The sequence below is a fragment of the Microbacterium sp. MEJ108Y genome, from assembly GCF_000834175.1.
Classification (GTDB): Bacteria; Actinomycetota; Actinomycetes; order Actinomycetales; family Microbacteriaceae; genus Microbacterium; species Microbacterium forte.
Genome location: NZ_JXQX01000009.1, coordinates 110,289 through 122,891, shown reverse-complemented (window position 1 = coordinate 122,891; position 12,603 = coordinate 110,289). Strand labels below are relative to the sequence as shown.

The following is a 12,603-nucleotide window of genomic DNA, read 5'->3' as shown; positions in this document are numbered from 1 at the left end:
CGGAATCCCTACGGGTGCTCGAGCGTCCCTAACGGAATCCTCACGGGCCACTGTCGCGGTCACTCCTGATGAGGGCGAGGCATGTACCACTCGGTGAAGGCGGTCGCCCGCCCCTCCGCATCCAGCCGGACGATCCAGAGGTTCACGTAGTCGCGCTCCGCCGGATACTTCGTGCGCCCCTCGACCACGACGAACTCGTCGTCTTCGCGCACGATCCACCAGTCGAACGACCACGTCCCCGGTTCGTCGAGGTCGTCGAGCCAGCCGGCGACGATGTCCGCCCGGCCGACGCGCGGCTCGGCGTCGGGGCTGGTGAGGTAGATCGAGTCTTCACTGAAGAGCGCGGAGATCTGCTGGGGATCGTTCGACTTCCAGGCTTCGACGTACGCCTCGGTCCACTTCTCTCCTGCGCTGGTCATGTCCTCCGTTCTAGACCCGGCCTCCGACATCGTCAAGGTTCTCGACTCCATCGAAGATGCACAGCCACTTCCGATCACGGACGGATAACGTCGAAGGCATGACGTCTCTTCAGGTCACCGACGACGCGATCCAGCAGACTCGGGAGCTCCGCGACGAGTTCCAGCGCTTTCTGCGCGAGTACGAGTTCGGCATGCGGGAGGTCGAGACGAAGATCGGGATCCTGCGCGACGAGTTCACCCACCATCACGCCTACAACCCGATCGAGCACGTGAAGAGCCGGTTGAAGACTCCCGACAGCATCGTCGAGAAGATCGCGCGCAAGGGCATCGCCGAGCCGGACTTCGCGCGCATCCGCTCGGAGATCACCGACATCGCGGGCGTGCGTGTGACCTGCAGTTTCGTCGCCGACGTGTATCGCCTGTTCGATCTGCTGACTGCTCAGGACGACGTGACCGTCGTCACGGTCAAGGACTACATCGCGAACCCCAAGGACAACGGGTACAAGAGCCTGCACGCGATCATCGAGGTGCCGGTGTTCCTGTCGACCGGAGCTCTGTCAGTGCCGGTCGAGGTGCAATTCCGCACGATCGCGATGGACTTCTGGGCCAGCCTCGAGCACAAGATCTATTACAAGTTCTCGAATCAGGTGCCCTCGCACCTCGTCGAGAGCCTGACCGACGCGGCCGAGGCCGCAGCCGAGCTCGACAGCCGCATGGAGCGCCTGCACCGCGAGGCACACGGGGTGCCGCAGCGCCAGCTCGCCCCGCCGCCCCCGCCGCACGTCGTGCAGGTCTGACCCGCCGCCCGCGCGATGGGTGCGCAAGCGGTTCGTTCACAATTCAGCATGAGCGCATCGAATGGGCCGGTTCTGGGGGTGTCCTGGCCGTTCTCGCGGCTTTCGTGCTGAATCGTGCACGGCGGCGCACGCGAGGACCGCGGTGTGCCGCCCGCGCGACCGTGTTGCGCGCAGCCGCGCACCCCTGGGAACATCGGCAGGTGGTGAAAACGCAGCAGCCCCCGGTCTCCGACGTCGAGCGAACCCTTGCGGAGCTCCCCGGTCTCGACGATCGCGGACGCCAGCTCTGCGAGTGCGACCACGGTGACGACGAGGCGTACGCCGCCTGCGGCCGCAAGGCCAAATGGCGCGTGACCGTCGACTGCGTCTGCGGCGAGAACCACCCTCGTCGTGTCGAGATCCTGTGCTCCCGATGCCTGCGCACCCTGCGTCAGCTGCAGGACCGCGACACCATCACCGCGCGCCGCCTCTAGCGACAGCTCCCGCGCGCCCATCCGTTCGCGTCTCCGCTCCGAACAAACGCTGACCACACCGTCGGCGGTGCGAAGGAGCAGACCATGGCACAGCGCAGCAAAGGCACTCAGCGCAGCACAGGCAGACGATTCATCTTCTGGGCCGCACTCTCGGGTGTGATCAGCGGGGCCGTCTTCCTCGCCACCGCCGAGCTGTTCGCGCTGATCTTCGCGCGCTCAGCGAGTCCGATACTCGCGGTCGGCGGGTTCGTGATCGACATCGTGCCCCAGCCGTTCAAGGAGTTCGCGATCGCGACCTTCGGCGAGTACGACAAGATCGCGCTGCTGGTCGGTCTCGGTCTCGCGGTGGTGATCGCGTCGGCGATCGCCGGAATCCTGCAGCTGCTCCGTCCCCCGCTCGGCGTGATCGCCCTGGCGGTCGCGGGCGCGCTCTCCACCGCCGCGATCGTGACCAGGGCCGGTGTCACGGCCCTCGCCTTCCTGCCTCCCGTGCTCGGCACCATCGCAGGGTCGATCCTGATCGTCCTCCTGATCCGCCGTCTGAAAACGTGGAAGGCGTCGGCCGTTCCCGTCGCGATGACCGACCGCAAGGGCGAGGGTCTCGCCGTGACCGATCGCGAGACGGTGGGCCAGGATGTCGAGCAGCCCCCGAAGGCGATGGGGCGCCGTCAGTTCTTCGTCCTCGCGGGCATCGCCAGCGCTTCGGCCGTCGTCGTCGGCATCGCCTCGCGCGCCGTGAGCATGACCGTCGCCTCCGTCGCGACGATCCGCGACGCGCTCAAGCTGCCCGCGCCGAAGTCGACCGTCACCGTGCCGAAGGGCGCCGAGCTCGACATCCCCGGACTCAGCACGCTCTTCACTCCCAACAAGGACTTCTACCGCGTCGACACCGCACTGACCGTGCCCACGATCGACCCCAGCACCTGGCGTCTGGTGATCGACGGCATGGTCGATCAGCGGGTCGAGATGAGCTTCCAGGACATCCTCGACATGGGACTCGACGAGTATGCGATCACCCTCACCTGCGTCTCGAACGAGGTCGGCGGCGACCTCGTCGGAAACGCGAAGTGGCTCGGTGTGCCGTTGCGCGATGTGCTGAAGAAGGCCGGCGTGAAGTCGGGTGCCGACATGGTGCTGTCGAAGAGCGTCGACGGCTACACGGCGAGCACGCCTCTGTCGTCGCTGACCGACGACAACATCGACGCGATCCTGGCGGTGGGCATGAACGGCGAGCCGCTGCCCCTCGAGCACGGCTTCCCGGTGCGCATGGTCGTGCCCGGCCTGTATGGCTACGTGTCGGCGACGAAGTGGCTCACCGAGCTGAAGGTCACGACCTTCGACAAGGATGAGGCCTACTGGACACCTCGCGGATACAGCGCCGAGGCACCGATCAAGTTCGCCTCGCGCGTCGACACCCCCAAGGTGGGCCAGGCGGTCGACGCCGGGCGCATCCCGATCGCGGGTGTCGCCTGGGCGCAGACGGTGGGCATCGAGCGCGTCGAGGTGCGCATCGATGAGGGCGAATGGATGCCGGCGACCCTCTCTGCCCCGATCAATGAGAACACCTGGGTGCAGTGGTTCATGGAGTGGGATGCCACCCCCGGAACGCACTATGTGGCCGTACGGGCGATCAACAAGAACGGCGACATGCAGATCGAAGAGCGTGCGCCGATCGCGCCGAACGGTTCGTCGGGCTGGCAGCGCTCGCTCATCCGCGTCGCGTGATGCCGGCGCGTCCTGCCGGATCTCGCCCTAGTGTGGGAGCCATGACGTCGCTCCCCGCCTGTGTGATCACCGTCTCCGACCGATCCTTCGCGGGTGAACGAGAAGATCGGGGCGGCCCCATCGCGGTCGGCCTGCTGAGAGATGCCGGGTGGCACTGCCCGGATGCCGAGGTCATCGCCGATGGTGCCTCCTCGGTCGCTGACGCGCTGCGCCGGGCGGTCGCGCGCGGCGTGAAACTGATCGTGACCACCGGGGGGACCGGCGTCGGACCGCGCGATGAGACCCCGGAGGGCACCCGTCGGGCGATCACCCGTGAGGTGCCGGGCCTCGCCGAGGAGCTGCGCCGCAGCGGTCTCGCCGACACTCCGCTGTCGGTGCTGTCTCGCGGAGTCGCCGGCATCGTCGACCCCGCCGGAGTCCTCGTGGTGAATCTTCCGGGATCCCCGCGGGCCGTGGCATCCGGGGTTCCCGTCGTGCTGACCGTCGCGAGACACGTGGTCGACCAGGTCGCGGGCGGTGACCACTCGTGAACGAGGTGCGGATCGCTGCGATCTCCGAAGAGCGTCTCGACGTCGACGCACATCTCGCCGCGGTCGATGATCCCGCCCTGGGTGGGGTCACGACGTTCATCGGTCGCGTGCGCGACAACGACCCCGATGCGACGACTGCGGTGGTCGGGCTCGAGTACAGCTCGCACCCCGATGCCGAGTCGACGCTGCGACGCATCGCCGAAGAGGCTGCGGCGGATGCCGTCGGCGACGCGAGAGTGGTGGTGGCCGTGAGCCACCGCATCGGTCGACTCGATGTGGGTGATGCAGCCGTCGTCATCGCGGTCGCCGCCGAGCATCGCGCCGAGGCCTTCGAGGTGTGCCGCGCGGTGATCGAGGACATCAAGACGTCGCTGCCCGTGTGGAAGCGTCAGGTCGAGTCCGACGGCTCCACGTCGTGGAAGGGCATCGGCGGCTGAGCCGACGCCCGAGTCAGCCCCCGGCGAAGGGAGGCAGCACGTCGATCAGCTGGGCGTCGTCGAGCGGCCGGTCGTCGTCGCTGCGCACACCGTCGACCATGACCGCGCACCGCGGCAGGATGTCGACGAGAGCCGGATGCTCCGCCACGACCGCGGCGCGCAGGGCTTCGAGCGACGTCTCATGCCGTTCTTCCGCATCGACGCCTGCCGCCTCGGCTGCGGCGGCGAAGTAGCGCACGCGGGTCATCGCGATTCTCCCTCGCGCACCCAGTCGCCCGAGCGTCCGCCCGACTTCGCCACGATGCGCACGTCTTCGATGACCACAGACCGGTCGAGGCCCTTGATCATGTCGACGATCGCCAGAGCGCTCACCGACACGGCCGTGAGCGCCTCCATCTCGACGCCGGTGCGGTCGGCGGTGCCGACGGTCGCCTCGACATGCACGCCGTCGTCGACGATGTCGAGCTCGATGTTGGCGCGGTGCACACCGATCACGTGAGCGAGCGGCAGCAGGGTCGGCGTCGACTTGGCGGCCTGGATGCCGGCGATGCGGGCGACCGCCAGCACGTCGCCCTTGGGAGCGGTGCCGTCACGCAGCGCGGCGATCACGTCGGCGCTGCAGCGCACGAAGCCGCGCGCGGTGGCGGTGCGGACGGTCGGCTGCTTGCCGGTCACATCGACCATGTGGGCATGGCCGGCCGAGTCGAGGTGCGTGAAGCTCATTCGACCAGCATGACATCGATCGCATCGCCCACGGCGACGGCCTCGACCTCTGCGGGCACGATCGCGAATGCACGCGCTCTGGCGAGACCTCCGGCGAGGTGCGAGCCCGAGCCTCCGGCGGTCGCCGGGCGCACTGTGCGGTTCGCGAGGTCGACGACCGCGGGGAGGTACTGACGGCGGCCGGGAGGGGGCGTCCAGGACGCATCGGCGGTGAAGGATGCGCGGGGGCGATGGATCTCGGTGCGACCCTGCAGTGCGAGCAGCGCCGGTCGCACGAAGACCTCGAACGACACAGCGACGCTCACAGGGTTGCCAGGCAGTCCGAACACGAGGGTGCCGGTGTCGAGCACGCCGAACGCCTGCGGCTTGCCCGGCTGCATCGCGACGCTCGCGAACTCGACCTCGCCGCGGCCGTCGAACGCACCGCGGACGGGCTCGTAGGCACCGGCGCTCACACCGCCCGTGAACACGATCACGTCGGCACCGCGCTCGACCGCCGTCGCCGTGACGGTGCGCACGGCCTCGGCGTCATCGGCCACACGGGCGACGAGCACGACCTCGGCGTCGGCATCCGCGACGAGCAGCTCGAGCAGGGGGCCGTTGGAATCGGGGATGCGGCCGCGGGCGGCACTCTCGCCAGGTTCGAGCAGTTCGCTGCCGGTCGAGACCACGGCGACGCGCGGCGCCCGGCTCACGGTCACACTCGCGACCCCGGCGGCGACGGCTGCGGAGAGCTGGAAGGCGCCCAGACGTTCGCCCGCGTGCACCACTGCATCCCCGGATCTCAGGTCGGCGCCGCGGCGACGGATGAAGGCTCCGGCGGCGGCCGGCGCGCGCAGCACTCGCACCTCGCCCAGAGAGTCAGCGAGGCCTCCCGCAGTGTCTTCGAAGGGCACGATCGCATCCGCCGCGGTCGGGGCAGGGGAGCCGGTCATGATTCGCGCGGCCTCGCCTGCCGCGAGCGGCGGGTCGTCCGACACCCCGGCGGGCAGGTCTGCGACGACCCGCAGCACCACGGGTTTCTCCTCGGATGCCGCGGCGACATCGGTCGCTCGCACCGCGAAGCCGTCCATCGCGGAATTGTCGAAGAGGGGGATGTCGTGGGCTGCCGTCGCCGGCTCGGCGAGGGTGCGATGGGCGGCGTCGCGGATCGCCCGTGTCTCACCGGGCAGGGTGCGCACGGCGTCGAGCACGCGAGCGAGCTGCTCCTCGACCGATCGGCGGCCGCCTCCTGCGGCGCTCATGCCGACACCGCCGAGCGGATCGCGATCTCGTGCTGCCTCGAGGTGAGGGCGTCGATCATGGCGAGGCGTCCGAGCAGCGGCTCGCCCGCGCCGGTGACGAGCTTCACGACCTCGGTCGCCAGCATCCCTCCGACCTGCACGCACAGCGCACCCAGCACGCCCACTTGCGCGCAGCTCGGCGGCTCGCCCTCGGTGCCGAGTGGGAAGAGGTCGGTCAGCACGACCGGATCGCTCTCGGGCGGGTTCGACCAGAACACGGTGGCCTGTGCGTGCCACTCCTGCACGGCTCCCCAGACGAGAGGGATGCCGAGGGCCTCGGTCGCGGCCGCGACGTCGCGGCGGGTGGCGAAGGAGTCGCTCGTGTCGACCACGATGTCGGCGCCGGCGAACAGGCGCTCGGCATTCTCGGAGTCGAGTCGCTCAGTGGCGAGCAGTACGTCGGCGTCGGGCGACAGGGCCGTGATCGCGCGGGCGGCGGAGGCGGTCTTGGGGCGGCCGATGTCTTCGACGCGGTGCGCGAGCTGGCGCTGCAGATTCGTCAGTTCGACCACGTCGTCGTCGACCACGGTGATGGTGCCGATGCCGGCGGCTGCCAGCGCGAGCAGCACGGGGGAGCCGACGCCGCCGGCACCGACGACCGCGACATGGGCGGCCGAGAGTCGGCGCTGCCCCTCTTCGCCGATGCCCGCGAGCACGGCGTGCCGGGCGGTGCGGACGAGCTCCGCCGGATCGAGGGCGGGGGCGGGTGCGACGAGCGGCTGCATGGCACCAGGCTATGCCCGGCGTGCGACGTCGCGGTGAAGCCAGGCAGATTCGTCGACGTCGGAGAGCGGACGGGGTCGCGCCAGTGTGTCACGCTCCGCATATGCGGTCGATTTGTCCTGCAGCATCCGCATTCGCGGTAATGTTCACGCATGCAGACCTTTCGAATCGCCCGGGCCGCGCAGCTGCTCGGCGTGAGTGACGACACCGTACGGCGCTGGGTCGATCAGGGCCTGCTGCCGACGACCGATGCAGTGCCCGCCGAGATCCCCGGCGATGCCCTCGCAGCGCGGGCAGTCGAGCTGGCCGATGAGGCGCACGAATCCAGCGACGCCCACTCGAGCGCCCGCAACCGCTTCGTCGGCATCGTGACCCGTGTGCAGATCGACGGGCTGATGGCGCAGGTCGACCTGCAGTCCGGTCCGCATCGCGTCGTCTCCCTCATGTCGGCCGAGGCGGCACGCGATCTGCACCTCGAGGTGGGTTCTCTGGCCACGGCATCCGTCAAGGCGACGCAGGTCGTCGTCGAAGTGCCGAAGGCCTGACATGCGCCGCACACCGCGCCGAACCGTCGCGATCGCACTGGCTGCCGCCGCCCTCGTGCTGACCGGGTGTGCCGTCGAGTCGCCGACACCCGCCGGCACTGAGGGGGCGTCCGCGGGCGCGGTGAGCGGCGAGCTCACGGTGTATGCCGCCGCGTCGCTGTCCAGCGCCTTCGACGAGATCGGCGACGCGTTCGAGCAGGAGAATCCCGACGTGCGGTTCACCGGCGTGTACGACGGATCGTCGACGCTGGTCACCCAGCTGCTCGAGGGCGCCCCGGCCGACGTGTTCGCCTCAGCCGACGAGGCCAACATGGACAAGCTCGAGGATGCCGCGGTCGATCCGACCCTGTTCGCCTCCAACACTCTCGTGATCGCCGTGCCGACGGGCAACCCCGGCGGCGTGAAGACCCTCGACGACCTGGCCGACGTCACCACGGTGCTGTGCGCCCCCGAGGTACCGTGCGGTGCGGCATCCGCCACGCTGCTCTCGAACGCGGGCGTCACGGTCGAGGCGGCCAGCCTCGAGCAGAACGTGACCGCGGTGCTGACCAAGGTCGCCGCCTCCGAGGCGGACGCCGGGCTCGTCTACGCGACCGACGTGGTCGGCCGCGACGATGTCGAGGCGATCGTGCCCGACGGTGCCGACGAGGTCGTCAACCACTATCCGATCGCAGCGCTGTCCGAGGCATCGAACTCGGCGGGGGCTGAGGAGTTCGTCGCCTTCGTGCTCTCGGACGAGGGCCAGCGGATCCTCGCCGACCACGGTTTCGGGGCGCCGTGAGCGCTGCGGTCTCGCACGGATACGCGCCGCGCGCACTGGCCATCCCCGCCCTGATCGGTCTCGCGTTCCTCATCCTTCCGCTGGCGGCTCTCGTCGCCCGCGTCGAGTGGTCGACCTTCATCTCCGACGTGACGTCGGAGGCCGCACGATCGGCGCTGCTGCTCTCGCTCGGCACGGGGCTCATCGCCACCGTGCTCTGCATCGTGATCGGAGTGCCGCTGGCTCTGACGATCGCCCGTTCCGGCCCGCGTCTCGCCGCCGTGCTGCGGGCCGCCGTCACCGTTCCGCTCGTGCTGCCGCCCATGGTCGGCGGCGTCGCGCTGCTCTACCTGTTCGGACGAGCGGGGTGGTTCGGCGGCCTCGGCCTCTCGTTCAGCACTCCGGCCGTCGTGCTCGCGCAGACCTTCGTGGCGCTGCCCTTCCTGGTGCTGGCCGTCGAGGGTGCCGTGCGCACCTCCGGGGTCGAGTACGAGCGCACGGCGGCGGCTCTGGGCGCCGGACGCTGGACGATCCTCCGCCGCATCACGCTGCCGCTCGCCGCGCCCGGCATCGTCGCCGGAGTGGTGCTGTGCTTCGCCCGGGCCATCGGCGAGTTCGGAGCCACTGCGCTCTTCGCCGGCAATCGCCCCGGGGTCACACAGACCATGCCGCTCGCGATCTACACCGCGTTCAACGGTGCGGGAGTGACGCAGGGGGCCGCCGTCGCGTTGGCACTGCTGCTGCTCGCCACCGCGATCCTCGTGCTGCTGCTCGTGCGTGGATGGCGTCCCGGGGCGGCGCGATGACCGGCGCAGAGGGTCTTCGCGCCCACGTCGTCGTGCAGCGTGAGCACTTCGTCGTCGACGTGTCGCTGCAGGTGCCCGCTGGCGCGACAGTGGCCGTGATGGGCCCGAGCGGTGCGGGAAAGTCGACCTTGCTGCAGGCGATCGCCGGACTCCAGTCGCTCGATGCCGGAGAGATCGCGGTCGAGGGGCGCGTCGTCGATCGTGTCGCCAAGCCACGAGTGCGCACGGAGCCGATGCGCCGAGGTGTCGTGCTGCTCGGGCAGAAGCCGAGGCTGTTCCCCCATCTCTCGGTCGGCGAGAACGTCGCCTTCGGTCCGCGCGCTGCGGGTATCGAGCATCGTGCTGCCCGCGCAGGCGCTGACGACTGGCTCGCACGGGTCGGGCTCCCGGGCTCGGGAGAGCGGATGCCGCACGAGCTGTCCGGAGGCGAGCAGCAGCGCGTCGCGGTCGCTCGTGCGCTCGCCGCATCCCCTCGCGTCGTGCTGCTCGACGAGCCGCTCGTCGCCCTCGACCCCGAGACCGCAGGCGACATCAGGCGGATGCTGCGCGATCAGCTCGCCTCGACCACCACCGTCGCCGTCACCCACGATGCGGCGGATGCCGTCGCGCTCGCCGATCGGTTGATCGTCGTCGAGGCTGGCCGCGTGACGCAGGAGGGGCCGGTGCGCGACGTGCTCGCCGCCCCGGCATCCAGGTTCGTGGCCTCGATCGCCGGGCTCAATCGCCTGGTGGGCGTCGCGAGCCAGGGTGCGTGGCGCGGCGGCGATGTGCGGCTGACCAGCGCCGATCCTGCGTCGCGTGAGCTCGCTGCGACGGACGGTGCCGCGCTCGCCGCGGTGTTCCGTCCGGGGGATGTCCAGGTCGCGGAGGCTGGCCCGGAGTCGTGGACGGCCGTGGTGACGCGCCTCGAGCCCACGCTGGGAGGTGTGCGCGTGCACACCGATGCGGGTGCGGTCGACCTGTCGCTGGATGCTGCCGGGGGCCTCACGGTCGGGGACAGGCTGCGGCTGCGCATCGACCCGGCGCTCGTGGGATTCGTCGCCGTCACCTGAGTCCGCCTCCGCTGCGCCGGATTGCTCACGGCATCCCGGATGGCTGATCGGATTCGGCCTCTCCGCCGGCCACCCGGGGACTCGTCAGCCGGAAAGCCACCAGCATCGATGGTTCATCCGCACAGCCGATTCACCTGTCGATCGTGGCCATGTTCGCGTCGTCATGCCGTGCGCCCGCAGCCGGTTCGAGCGCGGTCAGCCGGTCGGCCTGGTCGGCGGTGAGCTCGACGGCGTCCGCGGCGGTGTTCTCCTCCATTCGGGCAACGCGGCGCGTGCCGGGGATGGGCGCGATGTCGTCGCCGCGAGTGAGGATCCACGCCAGGGCGGTCTGCGCCGGCGTCGCGCCGATCTCGGCTCCGATCGCGCGCACCTCGTCGACGAGGCGGAGGTTTCGCGTGAAGTTCTCGCCCACGAACCGCGGGTTGGTCTTGCGCCAGTCGTCGTCGGGGATGTCGGCCGCTGAACGGATCTGACCGGTCAGCAGACCGTGTCCGAGCGGTGAGTAGGGAACGAAGCCGATGCCCAGTTCGCGCAGCAGCGGCAGGATCTCCGACTCCACATCACGGGTCCACAGCGAGTACTCGGTCTGCAGCGCCGACACCGGATGCACGGCGTGCGCGCGTCGGATCGTCTGCGCGGAGGCTTCGGAGAGCCCGAAGTGCAGTACCTTGCCTTCGGCGACCAGGTCGGCGACCGCGGCTGCCGTGTCTTCGATCGGCGTGTTCGGGTCGACACGGTGCTGGTAGTAGAGGTCGATGTGGTCGGTGCCCAAGCGTCGCAGGGAGCCCTCCACGGCGGCCTTCACGTTCTCCGGGCTGCTGTCGGTCACACCCGGTCCGCCGCCGGAGTGTGAGACGAGCCCGAACTTGGTGGCGATCTTCACCTGATCGCGGCGCCCCCTGATGGCCTGACCGACGATCTCCTCGCTGAGGTACGGCCCATAGATCTCGGCGGTGTCTATGTGGGTGACGCCCAGGTCGACGGCGCGGTGGATGGTGCGGATGGACTCGTCGTTGTCGAGGCCACCCCCGGTCGTGTATGTGCCCGCCATGGTCATGGCGCCGAGGCCGATGCGCGAGACGTCCAGGCTTCCGAGGTGTGCGTTCTTCATGACTGTTCCTTCTGTCGGATGATGATTCGAGTCAACGCTCTTCGGCCCGAGTTAGCGTGGCCCCGTCTATGGGTGCACCGACAGGACCCCTCTCGACCGAGCGGATCGGCGTACCGTCGTTGGCATGGAGACCCACGACGCCATCAGCGAGTTCCTCACGACGAGGCGTGCCAAGCTCACCCCAGAGCAAGTCGGGCTGCCCGACTTCGGCGGTCGTCGTCGGGTGCCGGGGCTGCGCCGAGAAGAGGTCGCCCTCGTCGCCGGAATGAGTGCCGAGTACTACAAGCGCCTCGAGCGCGGCAACGCGGCCGGGGTGTCGGAGCAGGTCATCGACGGAGTCAGCCGGGCCCTGCAGCTCGACGATGCCGAACACGCGCATCTGCACGACCTCATCAGGGCGGCGAACGCCGGAGCGCATCTGCAGCCGCGTCGTCGTCCCGTACGGGCGCAGCAGCTCACGCCGGGCTTGCGGCAGACGATCGATGCGATCTCCACCGTTCCCGTCTACGTGCAGAACGGTCGTCTCGACGCGGTCGCGACCAACGCCCTCGGTCGGGCGCTGTTCTCCGAGATGCTCGATGACGCGCATCCCCCGGCCAATGCGGCACGGTTCATGTTCCTCGATCCACGCGCCCAGTCCTTCTACCGGGAGTGGGACGCGCAGACGCGTCAGATCGTCGCTGTGCTCCGTGCCGAGGCAGGTCGGTCGCCGTACGACCGGAAGCTCAGCGATCTCGTCGGTGAGCTCTCCACCCGCAGCGATCTCTTCCGTACGCTGTGGGGAGCCCACGATGTGCGGGAGCACCGCACGGGGGTGAAGAAGGTGCACCACCCCGTGGTCGGAGACCTGGACCTCACATTCCAGGCCATGGACCTCGCGTCCGACCGGGGGCTCTCGATGATCGTCTTCTCTGCTGAGCCGGGCTCGGCCACCCATGAGCGCCTCCAACTGCTCGCCAACCTGGAGCACACGGCGGTGCGCGAAGCCGCGAAGGAGAACGGTCGAGCCTGATTCGCCGCGGCTCCGGGTGTCGGCGGTATCCCGAATGGCTGATCGGATGCGGCCGTGAATGCCGCCAGGTGGGGGAACAGCAGCCATGCGGTCCCGTCCGAGCCGACCGGCTCCGCGACCTGGCAATATGCCGGTCGTCGCGCCAGACGGGCCCCGACACCGAACGCGCGGGTAGTCTCGGAACATGTCGGGGAGAGGGAGACTGCG

At 69.6% G+C, this 12,603-nt stretch carries 16 protein-coding genes; 10 read left to right on the top strand and 6 right to left on the bottom strand.

What is annotated here, in order from left to right; genetic code table 11:
* Positions 1-59: 59 nt before the first annotated feature.
* Positions 60-419, bottom strand: a complete 360-nt coding sequence (locus RU09_RS04960; RefSeq protein ID WP_042538141.1) for a nuclear transport factor 2 family protein — start codon at positions 417-419, stop codon at positions 60-62.
* 98 nt (positions 420-517) lie between these two features.
* Here RU09_RS04960 and RU09_RS04955 point away from each other — a divergent pair, with 98 nt between their 5' ends.
* The 5 genes from RU09_RS04955 to RU09_RS04935 all read left to right on the top strand — a co-directional run bounded on the left by RU09_RS04955 (position 518) and on the right by RU09_RS04935 (position 4,381).
* Positions 518-1,216, top strand: coding sequence for a GTP pyrophosphokinase (locus RU09_RS04955; RefSeq protein WP_042538139.1), 699 nt, complete (start codon positions 518-520; stop codon positions 1,214-1,216).
* Between the two features lie 200 nt (positions 1,217-1,416).
* On the top strand, positions 1,417-1,689 hold the full coding sequence (locus tag RU09_RS04950; RefSeq protein WP_042538136.1) for a hypothetical protein: 273 nt from the start codon (positions 1,417-1,419) through the stop codon (positions 1,687-1,689).
* An 84-nt stretch (positions 1,690-1,773) separates the two neighbouring features.
* The gene (locus tag RU09_RS04945; protein ID WP_042538134.1) at positions 1,774-3,414 is read left to right on the top strand and encodes a molybdopterin-dependent oxidoreductase; all 1,641 of its coding nucleotides are present in this window, start codon (positions 1,774-1,776) and stop codon (positions 3,412-3,414) included.
* A 41-nt stretch (positions 3,415-3,455) separates the two neighbouring features.
* On the top strand, positions 3,456-3,944 hold the full coding sequence (locus tag RU09_RS04940) for a MogA/MoaB family molybdenum cofactor biosynthesis protein (RefSeq protein WP_042538132.1): 489 nt from the start codon (positions 3,456-3,458) through the stop codon (positions 3,942-3,944).
* The gene (locus tag RU09_RS04935; protein ID WP_042538130.1) at positions 3,941-4,381 is read left to right on the top strand and encodes a molybdenum cofactor biosynthesis protein MoaE; all 441 of its coding nucleotides are present in this window, start codon (positions 3,941-3,943) and stop codon (positions 4,379-4,381) included. The genes RU09_RS04940 and RU09_RS04935 overlap by 4 nt, the downstream gene beginning before the upstream one ends.
* 13 nt (positions 4,382-4,394) lie before the next feature.
* On the opposite strand, the gene RU09_RS04930 is transcribed toward RU09_RS04935, so the two are convergent.
* The 4 genes from RU09_RS04930 to RU09_RS04915 are packed head-to-tail and all read right to left on the bottom strand — an operon-like array spanning position 4,395 to position 7,112.
* Positions 4,395-4,628, bottom strand: a complete 234-nt coding sequence (locus RU09_RS04930; protein WP_042538128.1) for a MoaD/ThiS family protein — start codon at positions 4,626-4,628, stop codon at positions 4,395-4,397.
* Positions 4,625-5,104 (bottom strand): cyclic pyranopterin monophosphate synthase MoaC, encoded by a 480-nt coding sequence (gene moaC, locus RU09_RS04925; RefSeq protein WP_042538126.1) that lies wholly within the window; start codon positions 5,102-5,104, stop codon positions 4,625-4,627. Before moaC ends, RU09_RS04930 begins: the two co-directional genes overlap by 4 nt.
* Positions 5,101-6,348, bottom strand: a complete 1,248-nt coding sequence (locus RU09_RS04920; protein ID WP_042538124.1) for a molybdopterin molybdotransferase MoeA — start codon at positions 6,346-6,348, stop codon at positions 5,101-5,103. The genes moaC and RU09_RS04920 overlap by 4 nt, the downstream gene beginning before the upstream one ends.
* Positions 6,345-7,112: a HesA/MoeB/ThiF family protein gene (locus RU09_RS04915; RefSeq protein ID WP_042538122.1), complete on the bottom strand. Its 768-nt coding sequence runs from the start codon at positions 7,110-7,112 to the stop codon at positions 6,345-6,347. Before RU09_RS04915 ends, RU09_RS04920 begins: the two co-directional genes overlap by 4 nt.
* A 150-nt stretch (positions 7,113-7,262) precedes the next feature.
* Between RU09_RS04915 and RU09_RS04910 the strand changes: the two genes are divergently transcribed.
* The 4 genes from RU09_RS04910 to RU09_RS04895 are packed head-to-tail and all read left to right on the top strand — an operon-like array spanning position 7,263 to position 10,273.
* Positions 7,263-7,655 (top strand): TOBE domain-containing protein, encoded by a 393-nt coding sequence (locus RU09_RS04910; RefSeq protein WP_042538120.1) that lies wholly within the window; start codon positions 7,263-7,265, stop codon positions 7,653-7,655.
* Position 7,656: 1 nt separating this feature from the next.
* On the top strand, positions 7,657-8,436 hold the full coding sequence (gene modA / locus RU09_RS04905; protein WP_042538118.1) for a molybdate ABC transporter substrate-binding protein: 780 nt from the start codon (positions 7,657-7,659) through the stop codon (positions 8,434-8,436).
* Positions 8,433-9,221 carry a molybdate ABC transporter permease subunit gene (modB, locus tag RU09_RS04900; RefSeq protein WP_042538116.1) on the top strand — a complete coding sequence of 263 codons (789 nt, stop codon included), beginning with the start codon at positions 8,433-8,435 and terminating at the stop codon, positions 9,219-9,221. Before modA ends, modB begins: the two co-directional genes overlap by 4 nt.
* Positions 9,218-10,273: a sulfate/molybdate ABC transporter ATP-binding protein gene (locus RU09_RS04895; RefSeq protein WP_052492870.1), complete on the top strand. Its 1,056-nt coding sequence runs from the start codon at positions 9,218-9,220 to the stop codon at positions 10,271-10,273. The genes modB and RU09_RS04895 overlap by 4 nt, the downstream gene beginning before the upstream one ends.
* A 130-nt stretch (positions 10,274-10,403) precedes the next feature.
* Here RU09_RS04895 and RU09_RS04890 read toward each other — a convergent pair whose 3' ends face one another.
* Entirely contained in the window at positions 10,404-11,384 is a 981-nt protein-coding gene (locus RU09_RS04890; protein ID WP_042538112.1) for an aldo/keto reductase, read from the bottom strand.
* Between the two features lie 124 nt (positions 11,385-11,508).
* Here RU09_RS04890 and RU09_RS04885 point away from each other — a divergent pair, with 124 nt between their 5' ends.
* Positions 11,509-12,396, top strand: a complete 888-nt coding sequence (locus RU09_RS04885) for a helix-turn-helix transcriptional regulator (RefSeq protein ID WP_042538110.1) — start codon at positions 11,509-11,511, stop codon at positions 12,394-12,396.
* Positions 12,397-12,603: the final 207 nt, after the last annotated feature.

What these genes read in the sequence shown, in the direction of transcription:
- RU09_RS04960 (WP_042538141.1), bottom strand. Translation starts at nt 419, where the DNA reads ATGACCAGCGCAGGAGAGAAGTGGACCGAGGCGTACGTCGAAGCCTGG.
- RU09_RS04895 (WP_052492870.1), top strand. Translation starts at nt 9,218, where the DNA reads ATGACCGGCGCAGAGGGTCTTCGCGCCCACGTCGTCGTGCAGCGTGAG.
- modA (WP_042538118.1), top strand. Translation starts at nt 7,657, where the DNA reads ATGCGCCGCACACCGCGCCGAACCGTCGCGATCGCACTGGCTGCCGCC.
- RU09_RS04890 (WP_042538112.1), bottom strand. Translation starts at nt 11,384, where the DNA reads ATGAAGAACGCACACCTCGGAAGCCTGGACGTCTCGCGCATCGGCCTC.
- RU09_RS04955 (WP_042538139.1), top strand. Translation starts at nt 518, where the DNA reads ATGACGTCTCTTCAGGTCACCGACGACGCGATCCAGCAGACTCGGGAG.
- RU09_RS04940 (WP_042538132.1), top strand. Translation starts at nt 3,456, where the DNA reads ATGACGTCGCTCCCCGCCTGTGTGATCACCGTCTCCGACCGATCCTTC.
- RU09_RS04945 (WP_042538134.1), top strand. Translation starts at nt 1,774, where the DNA reads ATGGCACAGCGCAGCAAAGGCACTCAGCGCAGCACAGGCAGACGATTC.
- RU09_RS04910 (WP_042538120.1), top strand. Translation starts at nt 7,263, where the DNA reads ATGCAGACCTTTCGAATCGCCCGGGCCGCGCAGCTGCTCGGCGTGAGT.
- RU09_RS04915 (WP_042538122.1), bottom strand. Translation starts at nt 7,112, where the DNA reads ATGCAGCCGCTCGTCGCACCCGCCCCCGCCCTCGATCCGGCGGAGCTC.
- RU09_RS04885 (WP_042538110.1), top strand. Translation starts at nt 11,509, where the DNA reads ATGGAGACCCACGACGCCATCAGCGAGTTCCTCACGACGAGGCGTGCC.
- RU09_RS04920 (WP_042538124.1), bottom strand. Translation starts at nt 6,348, where the DNA reads ATGAGCGCCGCAGGAGGCGGCCGCCGATCGGTCGAGGAGCAGCTCGCT.
- moaC (WP_042538126.1), bottom strand. Translation starts at nt 5,104, where the DNA reads ATGAGCTTCACGCACCTCGACTCGGCCGGCCATGCCCACATGGTCGAT.
- RU09_RS04930 (WP_042538128.1), bottom strand. Translation starts at nt 4,628, where the DNA reads ATGACCCGCGTGCGCTACTTCGCCGCCGCAGCCGAGGCGGCAGGCGTC.